Source organism: Minwuia sp. (genome assembly GCF_048263705.1).
Lineage (GTDB): Bacteria > Pseudomonadota > Alphaproteobacteria > Minwuiales > Minwuiaceae > Minwuia.
On the sequence record NZ_JBLXDV010000007.1, the window covers coordinates 210,088 to 229,021 of the forward strand.

Here is an 18,934-nt window from a genome sequence, read left to right on the forward strand (position 1 = left end):
AGACCTGCGGAAGCACGCCATGACCGACCCGCCCCCGGACAGGCCGGGGGTGACAGTCTTCTGCGAGGGATGAAAATCCTCTGCCCCGGCTTCTCCACCCGCACAAACTGTCACCCCCGCTGAAGCGCAGCGGAATGCGGGGGCCGGGGCGGACATCCTGCACTTTCGGAGCAACTCACGCATCCGCCCCCCGAACAAGCCGGGGGTGACTGTCCTTTGCACGGGGATGAGAATCCTCTGCCCCGGCTTCTCCACCCGCACAAACTGTCACCCCCGCTGGAGCGCAGTGGAATGCGGGGGCCGGGGCGAACATCCCGCACCTTCGGAGCAATTCACGCACCCGCCCCCGGACAAGCCGAGGGTGACAGTCGTTTGCACGGGGATGAAGGTTCTCTGCCCCGGCTTCTCCGCCCGCACAAACTGTCACCCCCGCTGGAGCGCAGCGGAATGCGGGGGCCGGGGCGGACATCCTGCACCTTCGGAACAACTCACGCACCCGCCCCCGGACAAGCCGGGGGTGACAGTCGTTTGCACGGGGATGAAGATCCTCTGCCCCCGGACAAGCGAGGGATGACGGTCCGGAAACCGGCGGTCCAGTCGAACAGCGGGCGGCGCTAACCGGCCTCGGACCAGTCCACCTCGGCGTCGGGATCGTTGGGATCGAAGCCGAGCTGTTCCATCCCCTCCAGGAACGACCGGGGCGGATCGGCGGTCACGTCCAGCGACCGGCCGTCGGGCCGTCGCAGAACGATCCGGCGCGCGTGCAGGAACAGGCCTTTTTCGAAGCCGCCTTCATGGGCCTTCTCGTCGCCGTATTTCATGTCGCCGATGATCGGGCAGCCGATCGCCGCCGCGTGCACACGCAACTGGTGCGTTCGTCCGGTGACCGGGCGCATGGCCAGCCAGGCCGCCCGCTGGCCCGCGTTCGAAATCACGCTGTAGTGGCTGACGGCACGCTGGCCGCCTTCGTCGACGGGTTCGATCCGGTCGCCGAACAGGCCCTCTTCCTTCGACAGGCGCAGATTGATGGTGCCCTGGTGCGGCCGGGGCACGCCCGCGACCAGCGCCCAGTAGGTCTTTTCGGTGTTGCGTTCGCGGAACGCGCGGGTCAGCCACTGCGCCGCCTGCCGCGTCCGGCCCAGCACCAGAACGCCGGATGTGTCCTTGTCCAGCCGGTGCACCAGCCGCGGCGGTTCATCCAGCCCGAAGGTCAGCGCGGGCAGCAGCCCGTCCACATGACGGACCACCTTCGTCCCGCCCTGCACGGCCAGCCCCGGCACCTTGTTCAGCACCAGCACCTCGGGATCGCGGAAGATCACCAGATCCTCGATCAGCTGACGATCCGCATCCGATATGCGGTTTGGCTTCGGACGCGCCGCAGCGCTGCCCGGTTCCGGCATCGGGGGCACCCGCACGATCTGGCCCGCCGCGATCCGCTGGTCGGCCTTCACGCGCCCGCCGTCCAGACGGACGTCGCCCTTGCGCAGCATCTTCTGCAGGCGGCCCTGTGTCAGGTCCGGATACCGGCTGCGGAACCAGCGGTCGAGGCGCATGCCATCCTCGTCCGCGCTGACGGTCTGCTTGCTGACGCCGCTCATGCGAACATCATCCGCGACAGGGCGAGACCGGCGAACAGCGCACCGATGGAAAGAACCACCGAGAGGATCACATACAGCGCCGCCGCGCCGATCTCACCGCGCTGGTAAAGCGTCACCGCATCCAGCGAGAAGGTGGAGAAGGTCGTCAGCGCACCCAGACAGCCGATCAGCACGAAATTGCGCAGCTCCGGCGAGACGCCCCGCGACAGGAACCAGTGTGCCAGAAAACCCATCATCAGGCTGCCAATCACGTTCACGACAAGCGTTCCAAGCGGAAATCCTGCACCGAAAGCGCGGATCATCACGATCTGAACGCCAAACCGTCCGACGGCGCCGAGCGCGCCGCCTGCCGCAACTGCCAGTATCGCATTCATGCGTCGTCCATCCGCTTCGCCCTCAGTTTGTCCCAGTAGGCCAGCCGCCTGGCGATGTCCCGCTCGAAGCCGCGCTCGACCGGTTGATAGAAGCGCTGCCTCGGCATGTCATCGGGAAAGTAGTTCTGCCCAGAAAACCCGTCTTCGGCATCATGGTCGTAGGCGTAGCCCTTGCCATAGCCCAGATCCTTCATCATGCCGGTCGGCGCGTTGAGAATGTGCAGGGGCGGGTTCAGTGATCCCGTTTCCTTCGCGGACCGGTTCGCCGCCTTGAAGGCGGTGTAGGCCGCGTTCGACTTCGGCGCGGTGGCGAGATACAGCGCGGCTTGCGCGAGCGCCAGTTCGCCTTCCGGACTGCCCAGGAAATCGTAGGCTTCCTTGGCAGCCAGCGCCTGCCGCAGCGCCTCGGGATCCGCGAGACCGATATCCTCGGACGCGAAGCGCACCAACCGGCGGGCGATGTACAGGGGATCTTCGCCACCCGCCAGCATCCGCGCCATCCAGTACAGGGCCGCATCCGCGTCGGAGCCCCGCAGCGACTTGTGCAGGGCGCTGATCAGATTGTAGTGGCTTTCCTGCGCCTTGTCGTAGAGGGGCGCGCGACGTTGCAGCACTTCCGCGAGCCCGGCGGGGTCCAGCGGCTGGTGCGGTGCGACGCGGTACAGTTCCTCGGCCAGGTTCAGCATGTAGCGCCCGTCGCCGTCGGCCATCGCTTTCAGGGCCTGGCGGCCTTCCGCCGTGACCGGCAGGGGCGTGCCCTCGATCTTCTCGGCACGTGCCAGCAGTTCCTCCAGCGAGTCGTCGTCGTGCCGGCGCAGCACCAGCACCTGGCAGCGCGACAGCAGCGCCGGGTTCAGTTCGAACGAGGGATTCTCCGTCGTCGCCCCGATCAGGACGATGGTGCCATCCTCGACCACGGGCAGGAAACCATCCTGCTGGGCCCGGTTGAAGCGGTGGATCTCGTCGACAAACAGCAGCGTACCCTGACCGTCGCGCCGCCGCGTGCGTGCCGCCTCGAATGCCTTGCGCAGGTCGGCCACGCCGGAAAAGACCGCGGAGAGCTGCACGAACTCCAGATCGATGCTCTCGGCCATCAGGCGGGCGATGGTCGTCTTGCCCGTGCCCGGCGGTCCCCAGAGGATGATTGACCCGGGCCGGCCCTGCGCCGCCATCCGCCCGATCGGTGCATCGGGACCGGTGAGATGCGTCTGGCCCACCACCTCAGCCAGCGTCGAAGGCCGCAGTCGGTCCGCCAGTGGACGCGATGCCTCGTTCTCCAGACCGGCCTGCTCGAAGAGACTGGGTGCCATCAGCCCCGGCGCGCCTTGATCTGGTACAGGCTCTGTCCGCGCCGCATGGTGATCTCCCAGGATTCGCTGACGCCCAGCAGGGCGGGCTCCACATCGCGCACGCGCGATACCTTCTGTCCGTTCACGTCAACGATGATGTCGCCGGGCCGGGCACCGAACCTCTGCGCCTGCGAGCCGCGCGCGACGCCCAGCAGCACGACACCCCGATCCGCACCGCGAATGCCGAGTTCCTCGATCAGGGCCGGAGAGATGTTGGCAACGCGCGTGCCCTGCAAGGGATGGAGCCCCTTCAGTTCCGTGACATTGCGCGGCGGTACCTCGGGCGCGGCTTCCAGCGGCAGCGTGACCGAAACCGGCTTGTTGCGGCGCAGGAGACCCAGCGCGACGCTTTCGCCGACATTGCGGGTCGCGAGGCGGAACTGGAATTCGGCGGGCGAGCGGACCGGGCGGCCATCGAAACTGACGATCACGTCGCTGACCCGGATGCCGGCCCGTTCCGCCGGACCACCCGGATAGATCTCCGAGACCAGCACCCCGCCGGGTTTCGCGAGGCCCAGCCCGTCCGCGATGTCCGCCGTCAGGTCCTGCCCTGTCATCCCGATCCAGGCCCGCACGATGCCCTTGCCGCTGCGCGCGCCCTGCACGACGGCCTGAACCAGGTTCGACGGGATCGCGAAACCCACACCGTGGCTGCCGCCGGAGCGGGTGAAGATGGCGGTGTTGATCCCGGCGAGGCGCCCGTCGAGGGTGACGAGCGCGCCGCCGGAATTGCCCGGATTGATGGCGGCATCGGTCTGGATGAAGCTCTGCGGACCGCCCTGGGGGGTCACGCGGCTGCGTGCCAGCCCGGAGACAATGCCGCTGGTCACGGTCTGGCCGACCCCGAACGGGTTGCCGATGGCAAGCACCAGGTCCCCGACCCGCAGCCGGTCGGCATCCCCGAACGCCAGCGCGGGCAATCGCGCGCCGGCGGTATCGATGCGAAGCACCGCCAGATCCGTGTCCTCGTCGGTCAGCTCAACACGCGCATCGAACTCGCGCCGGTCGTTCAGGACCACAGTGATGTCATCCGCATCGGCGATTACGTGCGCGTTGGTGACGATCAGGCCGGCCCCGTCCACGATCACCCCCGATCCCAGCGACGGCACCTCGCGCTGACGGTTGCGTCCCCCCAGCACGTCGCCGAAGAAGCGCTGAAAGAACGGATCATCCAGCAGGGGGTTGGCCCGTGCGCGCACCATGCGCTTGGCATAGATGTTCACGACAGCCGGCGCGGTACGCTCGACCACCGCCGCGAAGGACAGCGAGATCTCGGCGGCCGACGATGGCACCCGGCGGTCGGACTGGGCCAGCGCGGGCACCGTGCCCGCCATCAGGAGCAGCGTGAGCAGAAAACGCGGCAGGATCATTGCCATGAGACTCTCCGGAACGAAAAAGGGCGAGCCGTCGCCGGCCCGCCCCAGAATCTAGCGTGTCTGGACGCCGTGGTCAGGCCGCGTCTTCCAGGTCATCGTCATCTTCACCCGGTACCGGGCCGGAATCGGTGCCCTTGGCATCCTCGTCACGGTCGATGAATTCGATGATGGCCATCGGCGCCGCGTCGCCATAGCGGAAACCCGCCTTGACGATACGGGTATAGCCGCCGGGCCTGTCAGCGTAGCGCTCGGCCAGCACATCGAACAGCTTCCGCACCATGGCTTCCTCGGGCAGCTGGGCATAGGCCTGCCGACGGGCGTGCAGCCCGCCACGCTTCGCCAGCGTGACCAGCTTCTCGACCACAGGGCGCAGATCCTTGGCCTTGGGCAGGGTCGTGGTGATCTGCTCATGCTTGATCAGCGCATTGGCCATATTGGCGAACATTGCCTTGCGGTGCGAGGCAGTGCGGCTGAACTTCCGTCCTTTTTTGCGATGACGCATGGTGACGTTACCTTCTTGTTCGGGGGCCGTGACCGGCCTTCGGATCGTCAGATCCTAGAAATTGTCTTCCAGCTTCTTGGCCAGATCGTCGATATTGTCCGGCGGCCAGCCCGGCACTTCCATGCCGAGACGCAGGCCCATCTGGGACAGCACTTCCTTGATCTCGTTCAGCGACTTGCGTCCGAAGTTCGGGGTCCGGAGCATCTCCGCCTCGGTCTTCTGGATCAGGTCGCCGATGTAGACGATGTTGTCGTTCTTCAGGCAGTTGGCCGAACGGACCGACAGTTCCAGTTCGTCGACCTTGCGCAGCAGGTTGCGGTTGATCTCCGGCTCGCTGCTGGTTTCCTCGACGACCTCGCGCTGCGGCTCCTCGAAGTTGATGAACAGCTGAAGCTGATCCTGCAGAATGCGCGCGGCGAACGCCACGGCGTCTTCGGGGCTCAGCGCGCCGTTGGTGACGATGTCCATCGACAGCTTGTCATAGTCCAGCACCTGGCCCTCGCGGGTGTTCTCCACCCGGTAGGCGACCTTCTTGATCGGCGAGAACAGCGAATCGACCGGGATCAGGCCGATCGGCGCGTCTTCCGGACGGTTGTCCGACGCCGCAACGAAGCCCGCGCCCATATCGACCGTCATTTCCATGCTGATCGACGCGCCGTCATCCAGATGCATCAGCACCAGTTCCGGATTCAGCACATCGATATCGTGGCCGGCATCGATCTGCCCCGCCGTCACCGGACCCGGGCCGTCGGCGCGCAGCGAAATGCGCTTCGGGCCGTCGCCGTGCATGTTCAGGGCAAGCTGCTTCACGTTCAGCACGATGTCGGTGACGTCTTCACGGACACCTTCGATCGACGAGAACTCGTGCAGCACGTTGTCCATGTGGATGGCCGTCACGGCGGCACCCTGCAGGCTGGACAGCAGCACACGGCGCAGCGCGTTGCCGAGCGTCAGGCCGAAGCCCCGTTCGAGCGGTTCGGCAACCACGGTCGCGCGGCGCGACAGGTCGTCTCCGCCCTGGAACTCGAGCTTGTTCGGCTTGATCAGTTCCTTCCAGTTACGCTGGATCACTTGGCAAACCTCATGTCAAAACCGGGCGGCAGCGGCAGAACCAAGGCCTGCGCGCCGCCCAAAAAACGGACCGGCAACGGTGAACCGTGCCGAAAGAATGATCAGACGCGACGGCGCTTGCGCGGACGGCAGCCGTTGTGCGCGATCGGCGTCACGTCACGGATCGAGGTGACCTCGAACCCGGTCGCCTGAAGCGCGCGCAGGGCAGATTCACGTCCCGACCCCGGACCCTTCACACGCACTTCCAGCGTGCGCACGCCGTGTTCCTGCGCCTTCTTGCCGGCGTCCTCGGCCGCCATCTGCGCGGCATAGGGCGTCGATTTGCGTGAGCCCTTGAAGCCCATCATCCCGGCCGACGACCAGGAAATCGCGTTGCCCTGCACATCGGTGATGGCGATCAGCGTATTGTTGAACGACGCCTGTACGTGGGCGACGCCGTTCGTGATGTTCTTGCGTTCGCGACGGCGGACGCGTGTTTCTTTCTTGGCCATCTGTTCCTACTTCTTCTTGCCGGCAATCGCCTTCGCCGGACCCTTCCGGGTGCGGGCGTTGGTGTGGGTGCGCTGACCGCGGACCGGCAGGTTACGGCGGTGACGGAGGCCCCGGTAGCATTTCAGGTCCATCAGACGCTTGATGTTCATGGCGACTTCACGGCGCAGGTCGCCCTCCACCAGGTAGTCGCTTTCGATCGTCTCGCGGATCTGGATCACTTCGGCGTCGGTCAGGTCGTTGACACGGCGCTCCCGCGGAATCCCGATCTTCTCGCAGATCTCTTTCGATTTGGTCGAGCCAATACCGTGGATATAGGTCAGGCCTATTTCCACTCGCTTCCCGCTCGGGATGTTCACACCAGCAATACGCGCCACGCTGTTCTCCTTAAAAACGCAGCAGTCAGAGGTCGGCCAAAACCGCCACAGGACCCGTTGATCGATGAAGGCGCGCGATTATACGAATGCGCGCGATGCCGTCAACCGCCCCTGATTACCTCTTCCCGTCCAGAACCCTTGTAATGTCGGCCGTCACGTCCTCGATCCCTTGCAGACCATCGACCGTGTCGACCAGACCCTTCTTCTCGTAGTAGCCCAGAACCGGTGCCGTCTGTTCGTGATAGACGGCCAGACGGTTCTTCAAAGTCTCGGCGTTGTCGTCGGCACGCGTGCCGCCGGTCTCGGCGGCGCGCTTCTCGATGCGGGCGAAAAGCGCCTCGTCCGGAACGCGGATCTCGACCACGGCGTCCAGGGTCAGCCCCTTCTCCGCCAGCAGGACATCCAGCCCCTCGGCCTGCGCCAGCGTGCGCGGGAACCCGTCCAGGATGAAGCCGTTGGCGCAGTCGGCTTCGCCGATGCGGTCGCCGATGATGCCGATGATCAGGTCGTCGGCAACCAGTTCGCCCGCGTCCATGACCGACTTCGCCTTCCGGCCGAGTTCGGTGCCCGCAGCGACAGCCGCACGCAGCATGTCACCGGTCGAGAGCTGGACCACATTGTAGCGGTCCATGATGAACTGGGCCTGCGTGCCCTTGCCGGCACCAGGCGGTCCGAAAAGTATCAGGTTCAACGCCGCATCCCCCCCCTGTTGCCGCGCAGCTTCGATTTCTTGATCAGCCCTTCGTACTGGTGCGCCAGCAAGTGGGACTGGATCTGGCCGACCGTATCCATGGTGACCGAAACGACGATCAGCAGCGAGGTGCCGCCGAAGTAGAAGGGTACGTTCCACTGGCCGCGGATCAGTTCCGGCAGCAGGCAGACGGCGGCGAGATAGGCCGCGCCGATGACCGTCAGGCGGGTCAGCACGTAATCGAGATATTCAGCCGTGCGCTGGCCCGGACGGATGCCGGGAATGAAGCCGCCGTTCTTCTTAAGGTTCTCGGCCGTGTCCTGCGGATTGAAGACAACGGTGGTGTAGAAGAAGCAGAAGAAGACCACGCCGCCGATATAGAGCGCCAGATAGAGCGGCTGTCCCGGGCCGAGCAGCGCCACGACGCTCTGCAGCCATTCCGGACCCGAGGCCTGGCTGAACTGCGCGACCGTGACCGGCATCAGCAGCAGCGACGAGGCGAAGATCGCGGGGATCACGCCGGCCGTGTTGACCTTGATCGGCAGGTGCGAGGTCTCGCCGCCGATCATGCGCTGGCCCATCTGCCGCTTCGGATACTGGACCAGCACCCGGCGCTGGGCCCGCTCGACGAACACGATGAAGGCGATGACGGCAACGACCATGATCATCAGGAACAGGATGATCGCGGTGGACAGGGTGCCGAGGCGGCCCAGTTCCAGCGTCCCGGCGAGCGCGCTTGGCAGCTCGGCCACGATGCCGGCGAAGATGATCAGCGAAATGCCGTTACCGACGCCGCGCGCGGTGATCTGCTCACCCAGCCACATCAGGAACATCGTGCCGCCCGTCAGGGTAATCACGGTGGTAAACCGGAAAAAGGCACCAGGATCGGACACGGCCGTACCCGTACTGCCCTGCAGGCTTTCCAGACCCACGGCGATGCCGTAGGCCTGCACCGCGGCCAGGATCACCGTGCCGTAGCGGGTGTACTGGTTGATCTTCTTGCGGCCCTGCTCGCCTTCCTTCTTCCACTGTTCCAGGGTCGGCGAGACCGTGGTCATCAGCTGCATGATGATGGAAGCGGAGATATAGGGCATCACGTTCAGTGCGAAGATCGTCATCCGCTCCAGCGCGCCGCCGGCGAAGACGTTGAACAGCCCCAGCACGCCGCTGGAATTCTGCTCGAAGATATCGCCCATGATGGCCGGATCGACGCCGGGGACCGGGATGTAGGTGCCCAGCCGATAGATCACCAGCGCGCCCAGGGTGAACCACAGGCGTTTCTGCAACTCGGTCGCCTTGGCAAAGGCGCTCCAGTTCACGTTCGCGGCTAGCTGTTCGGCGGCTGACGCCATTACATCACCTCAAAAGACGAGGGAGCGGCACCCCGCGGGCACCGCCATCTGCTATCCCTCATCGCACTCATCTGGATCGCGGAACAGTGTCCCGCCACCCGCTCATCGATCACTTCTTCTTTTTGTGGCCCTTGCCGATGACCTTGGTCCGGCGCGTCTCGGCCTTCCTGGCCTTGGCCGCGGCCTGTTCCTCGGTCGGCTTGTCGGTCTGGGCAATGGAGCCACCGGCACCTTCAACCATTTCGACGGCCTTCGCCGAAGCACCGGCAAGTTCGAATTCGGCCTTGGCAGTCAGCTCGCCCTTGGCCAACAGACGCACGCCGTCGCGCACCCGCCGGATCACGCCGGCAGCCACCAGGGCCTGACCGTCGATCTTCGCACCCGCATCGAGCTTGCCCGCATCGATGGCTTCCTGGATGCGGCCGGTGTTCACCGCCACATAATCCTTGCGGAAGATGTTGTTGAAGCCCCGCTTCGGCAGACGCATGTGGATCGGCATCTGGCCGCCTTCAAAACCCTTGATGGCGACGCCCGAACGGCTCTTCTGGCCCTTCATGCCCTTGGCAGACGTCTTGCCGGTTCCGGAACCGGGACCGCGACCGACCCGCTTTTTCGGGCGGCGTGCGCCGGGATTGTCTCTGAGTTCGTTCAGCTGCATGCTGATCGTCCTTCCTGTACTGTATTCCGTCAGCAGCCCCTATCAGGCGCTGACTTCCTCCACCTTCACCAGGTGATGGATCTTCGCGCACATGCCCCGGACAGACGGTGTGTCTTCCAGGACCCGCGAGCGGTGCATCTTGTTCAGACCGAGCCCGACGAGGGTCGCGCGCTGATCCTTCGGACGGCCGATCGGGCTGCCGATCTGCGTCACCTTGAGCTGTTTCTTTTTAGCCATCTGCCGCCTCCTGCACCGCAGCCGCATCATCGCGGCGGCCGACGATATCGCCCACCTTGCGTCCGCGCTTCGCGGCGACACGCTTCGGCGAGGTCATGTGCTCCAGCGCATCGAACGTCGCGCGGATCATGTTGTAGGGGTTGGAGGTGCCGACCGACTTGGTCACCACATCCTGCACACCCAGGGTCTCGAACACCGCGCGCATCGGACCGCCGGCGATGATGCCGGTACCCGCAGGCGCCGCCCGCAGCATCACCCGGCCCGCGCCGTGGCGGCCCGAGATGTCGTGATGCAGGGTCCGGCCTTCGCGCAGCGGCACCCGGATCATGGTCTTCTTGGCCACCTCGGTCGCCTTGCGGATCGCCTCGGGGACTTCGCGGGCCTTGCCCTTGCCGAAGCCGACGCGGCCCTTCTGGTCGCCGACGACGACCAGCGCGGCGAAGCCGAACCGGCGGCCACCCTTGACCACCTTGGCAACACGGTTGATGTGGACCAGCTTATCGACGAATTCGCTATCGCGATCGCGGTCGTTGAAATCGGGACGTCGTGCCATAGGTTCCGCTCCCCTAGAATTCCAGACCGCCCTCACGGGCGGCTTCGGCCAGCGCCTTGACGCGGCCATGATACTGCAGCGCGCCACGGTCGAAGACGACCGTCTTCACGCCCGCGGCGACCGCGCGTTCCGCCACGGCCTTGCCGACAGCTTCCGCCGCAGCCACGGACATGGTGGACTTCAGCGTCTCTGCCAGGGATTTCTCGACCGTCGCGGCAGAAGCCAGTGTCCGGCCCTCCGAATCGTCGATGATCTGGGCGTAGAGATGCTTGCCGCTGCGATGGATCGAAAGACGCGGACGTCCCTCGGCCACGCGACGCAGCTTGGAGCGGACACGTTCGCGCCGCCGAACGGCGCCTGTCTTGCGCTTGTAATAGGCCATGACCAGCGTTCCTTACTTCTTCTTGCCTTCTTTGCGGACGACATACTCGTCCGCGTAGCGCACACCCTTGCCCTTGTAGGGCTCCGGCGGACGCCAGCCACGAATCTCAGCCGCAACCTGGCCGACCTTCTGCTTGTCGATGCCGGACACGCGGACCGCCGTCGGCCGCTCGCACTTGATGTCGATGCCTTCGGGGATATCGAAGATGACATCATGGCTGAAGCCCAGCGAAAGGTTCAGCTTGTTGCCCTGCACCTGCGCACGGTAGCCCGTGCCGGTGATCTCCAGATCCTTGGTGAAGCCCTCGGACACGCCCTTGACCAGATTGTCGGCGAGGGTGCGCTGCATGCCCCACATCATCCGCGCTTCCTTGCTGTCGTTCGCCGGCTTGACCGTGATCTGGCCATCGGAGAAATCGACGTCGACATCATCGACGAAGCGCATGCTGAGTTCACCCAGCTTGCCCTTGGCCGTCATATCGCGTCCGTCCAGCTTGACGTCAACGCCGCTGGGCACCGGAACCGGGTTCTTGCCGATACGTGACATGATCAGAACACCTCACAGAGTACTTCGCCGCCGACATTCTCGGCGCGGGCTTCCGCATCTGACAGAACGCCGCGCGGGGTCGACAGCACCGAAATGCCGAGACCGTTCGCGACCTTGCCCAGATCGCCGATCTTGGAATAGACCCGGCGTCCCGGCTTGGAGACCCGCTTGATGGTCGAGATGACCGGGGTTCCCTCGTAATACTTCAGCTCGATCACGATCTCGGGATGGCCCCGCTCATTGGAGTCATCATGATAGTCGCGGATATAACCCTCGCGCTTCAGCACTTCCAGAACCGAGGCACGGAACTTCGATGCCGGGGTGCGGATCGCGGATTTCCGGGCCATCTGGCCGTTGCGAATGCGGGTCAGCATATCCCCGATGGGATCAGAAAACGACATGCTCTCTTCTCCTTACCAGCTCGACTTGACGAGGCCGGGGATCAACCCCTGGGAACCCAGCTCACGCAGGGCGATACGGGAAACACCCAGCTTACGGTAGTAAGCGTGCGGGCGGCCGGTGACGCTGCAGCGGTTGTGCACGCGGGACGGCGCGCTGTTGCGCGGCAGTTCCGCCAGCTTCAGCCGGGCGGCAAACCGTTCTTCCAGGGACAGCGACGTGTCCTTGGAGATGGCCTTCAGGGCTTCGCGCTTGGCAGCATATTTCTTCACCAGACGCTCGCGTTTCTTGTTCTTCTCGATTGCGCTTTTCTTCGCCATCGGATCAGTCTCCCTGCTTCTGGAACGGCATGTTGAACCCGGCGAGAAGCTCACGTGCCTCGTCGTCGGTCTTTGCCGTCGTGCAGATGATGATGTCCATGCCGCGGATCTCGTCGACCTGGTCATAATTGATTTCCGGGAACACGATCTGCTCCTTCAGGCCCATGGCATAGTTGCCGTTGCCGTCGAAGCTTTTCGGGTTCACGCCACGGAAGTCACGGACGCGCGGCAGCGCGATGGTGATCAGGCGATCCAGGAATTCGTACATCCGGGCACCGCGCAGCGTGACCTTCACGCCGATCGGCATGCCTTCACGCAGCTTGAACGTCGCGATGGACGTGCGCGCCTTGGTGATCACCGGCTTCTGACCCGCGATCTTCATCAGCTCTTCGTAGGCCGCGTTGATCTTCTTCGAGTCGCTGACCGCGTCGCCGACGCCGATGTTCAGGACAATCTTGTCCAGCTTCGGCATCTGCATGACGTTGGCATAGCCGAAGTGTTCCTTCATCTTCGGAACAACCGCGCTCTCGTAATGCTCTTTCAGTCTTGGCTGAGCCATTTTTCCGCTCCTCCTCAGACGTCGATCACTTCGCCGGACCGCTTGGCAACACGTACCTTGCGGCCATCCTCGAGGGTCTTGTAGCCGACGCGCGTGGGCGTGCCGTCCTTCGGATCCTCGTGGGCGACGTTGGAAATATGAATGGCGGCCTCACGCTCGATGATGCCGCCGGGATTGCCGGCGCCCGGGCGCTGGTGGCGCTTGATCATGTTGATCCCGGACACCACGACACGGCGTTCGTCGCGAAGCACGCGCAGCACCTCGCCCTTGCGGCCCTTGTCGCGACCGGTCAGCACGACGACCTTGTCGCCTTTCCTGATCCTGAATTTCTCAGCCATGCTCAAAGCACCTCCGGCGCCAGCGAGATGATCTTCATGTAGCCCTTGCCGCGCAGTTCGCGCGTCACCGGGCCGAAGATACGCGTGCCGATCGGCTCGTTCTGCTTGTTGATCAGCACGGCCGCGTTGCGGTCGAACCGGATCGACGTGCCGTCGCCCCGGCTGACTTCCTTGGCTGTCCGCACGATCACGGCGCGCATCACTTCGCCCTTCTTCACGCGGCCACGCGGGATGGCTTCCTTGACGGAGACGACGATCACGTCGCCCACACCGGCCACCTTGCGTTTCGAACCGCCCAGCACCTTGATGCACTGCACCCGCCGCGCGCCTGAATTGTCGGCGACGTCCAGGTTGGTTTGCATCTGAATCATCGGACTACTCCTGTCCTGCTACCACGACCGAATTCCGGACGGAATTCAGTCAGCTTCCTTGACCACTTCCCACCGCTTCAGCTTCGAAACCGGCGGGCACTCGATCACACGGATCATCTGACCAGCCTTGCAGCTGTTCTCGGGATCGTGCGCGTGGATCTTCTTGCTGCGGCGGATGAACTTCTTGTACAGCGGATGCCGCACACGGCGTTCGACCCGGACCACAACGGTCTTGTCGTTGGCGTCGCTTACAACGACGCCCTGCATGATACGCTTGGGCATATCGTCAGGCTCCCTTCGCGGGCTGTTTCGCCCGTTCGTTCATCACGGTCTTGATGCGCGCGATGTCGCGGCGCAGCTTGCGGACATGGGCCGTGTTCTCGACCTGGCCGGTGGCCCGCTGAAAGCGCAGGTTGAACTGCTCCTTCTTCAGGTCGATCAGGTTTTCCTGCAGTTCGTCATCGGACTTGGCGCGAAATTCCTCGGCGGCCATCTTACTGATCTCCCCCGTAACGGCTGACCATCTTCACGCGGATCGGCAGCTTGGCCGCCGCGCGCTCGAACGCTTCCTGCGCCAGTTCCTGCGAGACACCGTCCAGTTCGAACATGATCCGGCCCGGCTTCACGCGGCACACCCAGAATTCCGGCGAGCCCTTGCCCTTGCCCATGCGGACCTCGGTCGGCTTCTTCGAGACCGGGACATCCGGGAAGATGCGAATCCACACGCGGCCCGCACGCTTCATGTGACGGGTGATCGCACGACGCGCGGCCTCGATCTGACGGGCCGTGACACGCCCCGGCTGTTGCGCCTTCATGCCGAAGGCGCCGAAGTTCAGCGTCGTGCCGCCCTTCGCGTTGCCGTGGATCCGGCCCTTGTGTGCCTTGCGGAACTTAGTCCGTTTCGGTTGCAGCATTGTCTTGCCTCAACTTAGCGTTTCAATCAGGAACGACCGCCGCCGGAGCCTTGCTGCTCCTGCGCGCGCTTGTCGACGGCCATCGGATCGTGGGCCATGATCTCGCCCTTGAAGATCCAGACCTTGATGCCGATCGCGCCGTAGGCGGTCTTGGCGGTCGCCGTGCCGTAGTCGATATCCGCACGCAGCGTGTGCAGCGGCACACGGCCTTCCCGATACCATTCCGTGCGCGCGATTTCCGCGCCACCCAGCCGGCCGCCGCAGTTGATGCGGATGCCCTGGGCACCCAGGCGCATCGCATTCTGCACCGACCGCTTCATCGCGCGGCGGAACGCGACGCGGCGCTCCAGCTGCTGTGCGATATTGTCGGCCACCAGCTTGGCATCGATCTCCGGCTTGCGAATCTCGACGATGTTCACGGACACTTCCGAACCCGTCATCGTGCCGATCTCGCGGCGCAGCTTCTCGATGTCCTGGCCCTTCTTGCCAATCACCACACCCGGACGTGCCGAATGAATGGTGATCCGCGCCTTCTTGGCCGGACGTTCGATGATGATCTTCGAGACACCGGCACCGGACAGCTTCTTGAACAGGTGGTCGCGGATCTTCAGATCCTCTTCCAGCATGTCCGCATAGTTGCCGCCCTCGGCGTACCAGCGCGAGTCCCAGGTCCGGTTGATACCCAGACGCAGACCGATCGGATTTACCTTCTGGCCCATCAGTTGGCCTCCTCGACTTCAGCGACGACAACCGTCAGATGGCTGAAGGGTTTCATGATCCGGCCAATCCGGCCGCGCGCACGGGCGCGCCAGCGCTTCATCACCAGACCCTTGCCGACATACGCTTCCTTGACCACCAGCAGATCGGGATCCAGCTGATGGTTGTTCTCGGCGTTGGCGATCGCGCTCTGCAGGGCCTTCTTCACGTCCTGCGCGATGCGCCGGTTGTTGAAGGTCAGGCTGACCAGCGCGTCTTCCGCCTTCTTGCCGCGGATCGTCTGAGCGACCAGGTTCAGCTTCTGAGGGCTGACACGCAGGTTGCGGGCGACGGCCTTTGCCTCGTTATCGCCGAGGACGCGTTCTCTCGCTTCCTTGCCCACTGCTTATCTCCTCTTGGCCTTCTTGTCGGCTGCATGGCCGTAATAGGTCCGCGACGGCGAGAACTCGCCGAACTTGTGACCAACCATTTCTTCCGACACCAGCACGGGAATGTGCTTCTGACCGTTATAGACGCCGAACGTCAGGCCCACGAACTGCGGCAGGATGGTCGAACGACGGGACCAGATCCTGATCACGTCCTTGCGCCCCGACTCCCGCGCCGTCTCGGCCTTCTTCAGCAGATAGCCGTCGACAAACGGCCCCTTCCAAACTGAACGTGACACGGTTCGATGTTTCCCTTCCAGTTGCCGCCAGCCCCTGGGCCAGCGTCTTCAATTCCAAACCTGCGACAGTTACCGCTTGTGGCGGCTGCGCATGATCCACTTGTCGCCGGTCTTGTTGCGCCGCGTGCGGGCACCCTTGGTCGGCTTGCCCCACGGCGTCACCGGATGACGACCGCCCGAAGTGCGGCCTTCACCGCCGCCATGCGGGTGATCGACCGGGTTCATGGCCACGCCACGCACCGACGGACGCTTGCCCAGCCAGCGCTTGCGCCCGGCCTTGCCCAGCTTGATGTTGCCCTGGTCCGGGTTGCTGACGGCCCCGACGGTCGCCATGCATTCGCCCCGGATCAGGCGCTGCTCGCCCGACGACAAGCGCACCTGGGCGTAGCCCGAGTCCTTGCCGATCAGCTGCGCGTAGGTCCCGGCGGAACGGGCGATCTGCCCGCCCTTGCCCTGCTTCATCTCCACATTGTGGACGATGGTGCCGACCGGCATGTTGCGCAGGGGCATCGCGTTGCCCGGCTTGATGTCGCACCGTTCGGACGCCAGCACCTTGTCGCCGACCGCCAGACGCTGCGGCGCCAGGATGTAGCTCAGTTCGCCGTCCTCATATTCGATCAGGGCGATGAACGCGGTCCGGTTCGGATCGTATTCCAGACGCGTGACCGTGGCCGGCACGTCGAACTTGCGACGCTTGAAATCGACCATGCGGTACTTGCGCTTGTGGCCACCGCCGATGCGGCGGGCCGTGATGCGACCGGTGTTGTTGCGGCCACCGCTTTTCGTGAGACCTTCGGTCAGCGATTTGACCGGGCCGCCCTTGTAGAGGTGCGACCGGTCGACCGTGACCAGGTTTCGCTGCGACGGTGTCGTCGGATTGTATTTCTTCAGCGCCATGGTTTTTACAGCCCCGTGGTCACATCAATGGAGTGGCCCTCGCCCAGCGTGACGATGGCCTTCTTGGTATCCGGCCGGCGGCCGGGCCGCCCGCGGAACATCTTCTTCTTGCCCTTCACCATCATCGTGTTCACGGCCGAGACCTCGACCTTGAACAGCGTTTCGACGGCAGCCTTGATCTCCGGCTTGGTGGCGTCCGTGGCCACCTTGAAGACGACCTGGTTGTACTCCGACAGCATGGTCGATTTCTCGGTGATCACCGGGCTCAGGATGATGTTGTAATGACGTTCCAGGCTCATGCGAGGCGCGCCTCCAGCGCTTCTACGGCCGCGCGCGTCAGCACCAGGTGCTCACGGCGCAGGATGTCGTAAACGTTTGCGCCCTGCTGCGGCAGCACGTCGATCATCGGAATGTTCCGGGCTGCGCGGGCGAAGTTCTCGTTCACCTCGGACCCGTCCACGATCAGGGCCGAGTTCAGGCCCATCTCCTTCAGACGCTTCGCCAGCTTGCCGGTCTTGGCTTCCTCGACCGCGGTATCGTCCAGCACGATCAGCTTGGAATCGGCGACCTTCGACGACAGCGCGTGCAGCATCGCCAGGCGGCGCACCTTCTTCGGCAGGTCGATGGCATGACTGCGCACGACCGGGCCGTGTGCGACGCCACCACCACGGTGGTTCGGCGCCTTCCAGGTACCCTGACGGGCGCGGCCCGTGCCCTTCTGGTTGAAGGGCTTGGCGCCGGTGCGTGCAATCTCGCCCCGGCCCTTGACCTTGTGCGTGCCGGCGCGGCGCTTGGCCAGCTGGTACGTCACCATGCGGTGCAGGATATCGGCGCGCGGCTTCAGTCCGAAGATCGCGTCGCTCAGTTCGATATCACCGGCCTCGGCATTGTCGAGGTTCATGACCTTGGTCTTCATGGTCAATTCTCCTCCGTCTCGGTCGCTTCGGGCGTCTCGGCTGCGGCCTCTTCGGGCGCGGCTTCCTCGACCGGGGCGTCGGTCTGGCGAACCGCTGCGGGATAGGGTGCATCCTCGGCGCGCGCCTTCTTGACGGCATCCTTCAGCAGGATCCAGGCACCCTTGGCACCGGGCACACCGCCTTCGACCAGCACCAGACCGCGATCGTCGTCCGTGCGGACGACGGTCAGGTTCTGCACGGTCACCCGTTCGTCACCCATGTGTCCGGCCATCTTCTTGCCCTTGAACACACGGCCCGGATCCTGGCACTGCCCGGTCGAACCGTGGCTGCGATGCGAGATCGAGACACCGTGCGTGGCGCGCAGACCGGCGAAATTGTGCCGCTTCATGGCACCCGCAAAGCCCTTGCCGATCGAGGTGCCGACAACGTCGACCCGCTGGCCGGGCACGAAATGCGACGGCAGAAGTTCGGCACCGACATCGACGAACCCGTCGTCCTCGATGCGGAACTCGGCCAGCTTCATCTTCGGCTCGACCTCGGCCTTCGCGAAGTGACCCCGCGTCGGCTTGTTCACATTCTTGACCTTGGCGGTGCCAGCACCGAGCTGGAGCGCCGTATAGCCATCCCTGTCGGCCGTGCGGTGAGCAACCACCTGGCAGCCGTCAATCTGCAGCACCGTCACCGGCACATGCTCACCGGCGTCTCCGAAGACGCGGGTCATGCCCAGCTTGCGTGCGATCAGTCCAGTTCTCATCGAACTCTACTCCCGCCTCAGAGCTTGATTTCGACGTCGACGCCCGCAGCGAGGTCGAGCTTCATCAGCGCGTCCACGGTCTGGGGGGTCGGCTCGACGATATCGAGCAGCCGCTTGTGTGTACGAATCTCGAACTGTTCCCGAGATTTCTTGTCGATGTGCGGCGAGCGCAACACCGTGTATTTCTCGATGCGTGTCGGCAGCGGGATGGGTCCACGCACCTGAGCGCCTGTGCGCTTGGCCGTGTTGACGATCTCGCTCGTCGACTGGTCCAGCACCCGATGATCGAAGGCCTTGAGCCTGATCCGGATATTTTGACTGTCCATGCCGCCCTTCCCTTTAAACCTTGAAGGAAACGACCGCCGCCGGAGGATCCGGCGGCGATCATGTTTCGACTGTTACTCGATGATTGCGGCGACGACGCCGGCGCCGACGGTGCGTCCGCCTTCGCGGATGGCGAAGCGCAGGCCCTCGTCCATCGCGATCGGGTTGATCAGGTCAACCACCATCGCGACATTGTCACCCGGCA

Annotated in this window: 31 protein-coding genes and 1 pseudogene; all 32 read right to left on the reverse strand. The window is 64.4% G+C overall.

Annotation, left to right across the window (positions count from 1 at the left end; genetic code table 11):
* Positions 1–614 precede the first annotated feature (614 nt).
* Complete coding sequence (locus ACN0X7_RS12275; protein ID WP_417517613.1) at positions 615–1,598, reverse strand: pseudouridine synthase; 984 nt, start codon at positions 1,596–1,598, stop codon at positions 615–617.
* Positions 1,595–1,972: a fluoride efflux transporter CrcB gene (gene crcB / locus ACN0X7_RS12280; RefSeq protein ID WP_417517615.1), complete on the reverse strand. Its 378-nt coding sequence runs from the start codon at positions 1,970–1,972 to the stop codon at positions 1,595–1,597. Before crcB ends, ACN0X7_RS12275 begins: the two co-directional genes overlap by 4 nt.
* Positions 1,969–3,282 carry a replication-associated recombination protein A gene (locus tag ACN0X7_RS12285; protein ID WP_417517617.1) on the reverse strand — a complete coding sequence of 438 codons (1,314 nt, stop codon included), beginning with the start codon at positions 3,280–3,282 and terminating at the stop codon, positions 1,969–1,971. The genes crcB and ACN0X7_RS12285 overlap by 4 nt, the downstream gene beginning before the upstream one ends.
* Positions 3,282–4,697, reverse strand: coding sequence for a Do family serine endopeptidase (locus tag ACN0X7_RS12290; RefSeq protein WP_417517619.1), 1,416 nt, complete (start codon positions 4,695–4,697; stop codon positions 3,282–3,284). Before ACN0X7_RS12290 ends, ACN0X7_RS12285 begins: the two co-directional genes overlap by 1 nt.
* Before the next feature lie 73 nt (positions 4,698–4,770).
* Complete coding sequence (gene rplQ / locus ACN0X7_RS12295) at positions 4,771–5,199, reverse strand: 50S ribosomal protein L17 (protein ID WP_417517621.1); 429 nt, start codon at positions 5,197–5,199, stop codon at positions 4,771–4,773.
* A gap of 54 nt (positions 5,200–5,253) precedes the next feature.
* Positions 5,254–6,270 carry a DNA-directed RNA polymerase subunit alpha gene (locus tag ACN0X7_RS12300; protein ID WP_417517623.1) on the reverse strand — a complete coding sequence of 339 codons (1,017 nt, stop codon included), beginning with the start codon at positions 6,268–6,270 and terminating at the stop codon, positions 5,254–5,256.
* A gap of 101 nt (positions 6,271–6,371) precedes the next feature.
* A complete protein-coding gene (gene rpsK, locus ACN0X7_RS12305; protein ID WP_417517625.1) occupies positions 6,372–6,761 on the reverse strand; it encodes a 30S ribosomal protein S11 in 390 nt (129 codons plus the stop codon).
* Between the two features lie 6 nt (positions 6,762–6,767).
* Positions 6,768–7,136 (reverse strand): 30S ribosomal protein S13, encoded by a 369-nt coding sequence (gene rpsM / locus ACN0X7_RS12310; RefSeq protein WP_417517627.1) that lies wholly within the window; start codon positions 7,134–7,136, stop codon positions 6,768–6,770.
* A gap of 115 nt (positions 7,137–7,251) precedes the next feature.
* Positions 7,252–7,827: an adenylate kinase gene (locus ACN0X7_RS12315; protein ID WP_417517629.1), complete on the reverse strand. Its 576-nt coding sequence runs from the start codon at positions 7,825–7,827 to the stop codon at positions 7,252–7,254.
* A complete protein-coding gene (secY, locus tag ACN0X7_RS12320) occupies positions 7,824–9,179 on the reverse strand; it encodes a preprotein translocase subunit SecY (RefSeq protein ID WP_417517631.1) in 1,356 nt (451 codons plus the stop codon). Before secY ends, ACN0X7_RS12315 begins: the two co-directional genes overlap by 4 nt.
* Before the next feature lie 109 nt (positions 9,180–9,288).
* Positions 9,289–9,837: a 50S ribosomal protein L15 gene (gene rplO / locus ACN0X7_RS12325; RefSeq protein ID WP_417517634.1), complete on the reverse strand. Its 549-nt coding sequence runs from the start codon at positions 9,835–9,837 to the stop codon at positions 9,289–9,291.
* A 42-nt stretch (positions 9,838–9,879) separates the two neighbouring features.
* Complete coding sequence (gene rpmD / locus ACN0X7_RS12330; RefSeq protein ID WP_417517636.1) at positions 9,880–10,074, reverse strand: 50S ribosomal protein L30; 195 nt, start codon at positions 10,072–10,074, stop codon at positions 9,880–9,882.
* Entirely contained in the window at positions 10,067–10,627 is a 561-nt protein-coding gene (rpsE, locus tag ACN0X7_RS12335) for a 30S ribosomal protein S5 (protein WP_417517638.1), read from the reverse strand. The genes rpmD and rpsE overlap by 8 nt, the downstream gene beginning before the upstream one ends.
* Before the next feature lie 13 nt (positions 10,628–10,640).
* Positions 10,641–11,009 carry a 50S ribosomal protein L18 gene (gene rplR / locus ACN0X7_RS12340; protein WP_417517640.1) on the reverse strand — a complete coding sequence of 123 codons (369 nt, stop codon included), beginning with the start codon at positions 11,007–11,009 and terminating at the stop codon, positions 10,641–10,643.
* Positions 11,010–11,021: 12 nt separating this feature from the next.
* Positions 11,022–11,555: a 50S ribosomal protein L6 gene (gene rplF / locus ACN0X7_RS12345; protein ID WP_417517642.1), complete on the reverse strand. Its 534-nt coding sequence runs from the start codon at positions 11,553–11,555 to the stop codon at positions 11,022–11,024.
* Between the two features lie 2 nt (positions 11,556–11,557).
* Positions 11,558–11,956 carry a 30S ribosomal protein S8 gene (gene rpsH, locus ACN0X7_RS12350; RefSeq protein ID WP_417517644.1) on the reverse strand — a complete coding sequence of 133 codons (399 nt, stop codon included), beginning with the start codon at positions 11,954–11,956 and terminating at the stop codon, positions 11,558–11,560.
* Between the two features lie 12 nt (positions 11,957–11,968).
* Positions 11,969–12,274: a 30S ribosomal protein S14 gene (gene rpsN, locus ACN0X7_RS12355; protein ID WP_417517646.1), complete on the reverse strand. Its 306-nt coding sequence runs from the start codon at positions 12,272–12,274 to the stop codon at positions 11,969–11,971.
* A 4-nt stretch (positions 12,275–12,278) separates the two neighbouring features.
* Positions 12,279–12,833 carry a 50S ribosomal protein L5 gene (gene rplE, locus ACN0X7_RS12360; protein WP_417517648.1) on the reverse strand — a complete coding sequence of 185 codons (555 nt, stop codon included), beginning with the start codon at positions 12,831–12,833 and terminating at the stop codon, positions 12,279–12,281.
* Between the two features lie 14 nt (positions 12,834–12,847).
* Positions 12,848–13,171 (reverse strand): 50S ribosomal protein L24, encoded by a 324-nt coding sequence (rplX, locus tag ACN0X7_RS12365; protein WP_417517650.1) that lies wholly within the window; start codon positions 13,169–13,171, stop codon positions 12,848–12,850.
* Between the two features lie 2 nt (positions 13,172–13,173).
* Entirely contained in the window at positions 13,174–13,542 is a 369-nt protein-coding gene (gene rplN / locus ACN0X7_RS12370; RefSeq protein WP_417517652.1) for a 50S ribosomal protein L14, read from the reverse strand.
* Positions 13,543–13,587: 45 nt separating this feature from the next.
* Complete coding sequence (rpsQ, locus tag ACN0X7_RS12375; protein ID WP_417517654.1) at positions 13,588–13,824, reverse strand: 30S ribosomal protein S17; 237 nt, start codon at positions 13,822–13,824, stop codon at positions 13,588–13,590.
* 4 nt (positions 13,825–13,828) lie between these two features.
* On the reverse strand, positions 13,829–14,035 hold the full coding sequence (rpmC, locus tag ACN0X7_RS12380) for a 50S ribosomal protein L29 (protein WP_417517656.1): 207 nt from the start codon (positions 14,033–14,035) through the stop codon (positions 13,829–13,831).
* A 1-nt stretch (position 14,036) separates the two neighbouring features.
* Positions 14,037–14,456 carry a 50S ribosomal protein L16 gene (rplP, locus tag ACN0X7_RS12385; RefSeq protein ID WP_417517658.1) on the reverse strand — a complete coding sequence of 140 codons (420 nt, stop codon included), beginning with the start codon at positions 14,454–14,456 and terminating at the stop codon, positions 14,037–14,039.
* Between the two features lie 26 nt (positions 14,457–14,482).
* Positions 14,483–15,175, reverse strand: a complete 693-nt coding sequence (gene rpsC / locus ACN0X7_RS12390; RefSeq protein ID WP_417517660.1) for a 30S ribosomal protein S3 — start codon at positions 15,173–15,175, stop codon at positions 14,483–14,485.
* Complete coding sequence (gene rplV / locus ACN0X7_RS12395; protein WP_417517662.1) at positions 15,175–15,555, reverse strand: 50S ribosomal protein L22; 381 nt, start codon at positions 15,553–15,555, stop codon at positions 15,175–15,177. The genes rpsC and rplV overlap by 1 nt, the downstream gene beginning before the upstream one ends.
* Before the next feature lie 3 nt (positions 15,556–15,558).
* Positions 15,559–15,837 carry a 30S ribosomal protein S19 gene (gene rpsS, locus ACN0X7_RS12400; RefSeq protein ID WP_417517664.1) on the reverse strand — a complete coding sequence of 93 codons (279 nt, stop codon included), beginning with the start codon at positions 15,835–15,837 and terminating at the stop codon, positions 15,559–15,561.
* Between the two features lie 69 nt (positions 15,838–15,906).
* Positions 15,907–16,734 (reverse strand): 50S ribosomal protein L2, encoded by an 828-nt coding sequence (gene rplB, locus ACN0X7_RS12405; RefSeq protein WP_417517666.1) that lies wholly within the window; start codon positions 16,732–16,734, stop codon positions 15,907–15,909.
* 5 nt (positions 16,735–16,739) lie between these two features.
* Positions 16,740–17,033 carry a 50S ribosomal protein L23 gene (locus ACN0X7_RS12410; protein ID WP_417517668.1) on the reverse strand — a complete coding sequence of 98 codons (294 nt, stop codon included), beginning with the start codon at positions 17,031–17,033 and terminating at the stop codon, positions 16,740–16,742.
* The gene (gene rplD / locus ACN0X7_RS12415) at positions 17,030–17,650 is read right to left on the reverse strand and encodes a 50S ribosomal protein L4 (protein ID WP_417517670.1); all 621 of its coding nucleotides are present in this window, start codon (positions 17,648–17,650) and stop codon (positions 17,030–17,032) included. The genes ACN0X7_RS12410 and rplD overlap by 4 nt, the downstream gene beginning before the upstream one ends.
* A gap of 2 nt (positions 17,651–17,652) precedes the next feature.
* Complete coding sequence (rplC, locus tag ACN0X7_RS12420; RefSeq protein ID WP_417517672.1) at positions 17,653–18,405, reverse strand: 50S ribosomal protein L3; 753 nt, start codon at positions 18,403–18,405, stop codon at positions 17,653–17,655.
* Between the two features lie 17 nt (positions 18,406–18,422).
* Positions 18,423–18,731, reverse strand: coding sequence for a 30S ribosomal protein S10 (gene rpsJ, locus ACN0X7_RS12425; RefSeq protein ID WP_416898287.1), 309 nt, complete (start codon positions 18,729–18,731; stop codon positions 18,423–18,425).
* A gap of 72 nt (positions 18,732–18,803) precedes the next feature.
* A pseudogene (tuf, locus tag ACN0X7_RS12430) lies at positions 18,804–18,934 on the reverse strand (elongation factor Tu); the annotation flags it as partial.